Source organism: Neisseria sp. P0001.S005, from assembly GCF_051963715.1.
Map to the genome: position 1 here is coordinate 1 of NZ_JBQCTZ010000748.1, position 374 is coordinate 374.

Annotated in this window: 1 pseudogene; it reads left to right on the forward strand. The window is 54.8% G+C overall.

From position 1 onward, the window contains the following. Positions 1–374: pseudogene (locus ACTHSP_RS22675) on the forward strand (NAD(P)H-dependent glycerol-3-phosphate dehydrogenase); the annotation flags it as partial.

Sequence of the window (374 nt, forward strand, 5' to 3'; positions counted from 1 at the left end):
CTCGCGTTGCACTTTGCGCACCACAACAATGAAGTTGCCCTTTGGACACGCAATCCCGACCAAATCCGCACCCTGCAAGCAGATCGCGAAAACAAACGCGGCCTGCCCGGCTTCCCTTTCCCTGAGTCCCTGACCGTTCACGCCGATTTGGGCGAAGCGCTGAAAGACAGCCAACTTGCCCTGATCGTTACCTCCGTAGCCGGCCTCAGAAGCAGCGCCGAGCTGCTCAAACAGCATAACGCTGCCGATATTCCCGTTCTCGCCGCCTGCAAAGGTTTTGAACAAGATACCGGCCTTTTGACTTTCCAAGTACTGAAAGAAGTCCTGCCTAACAATAAAAAAATCGGCGTTCTCTCAGGTCCGAGCTTTGCCCA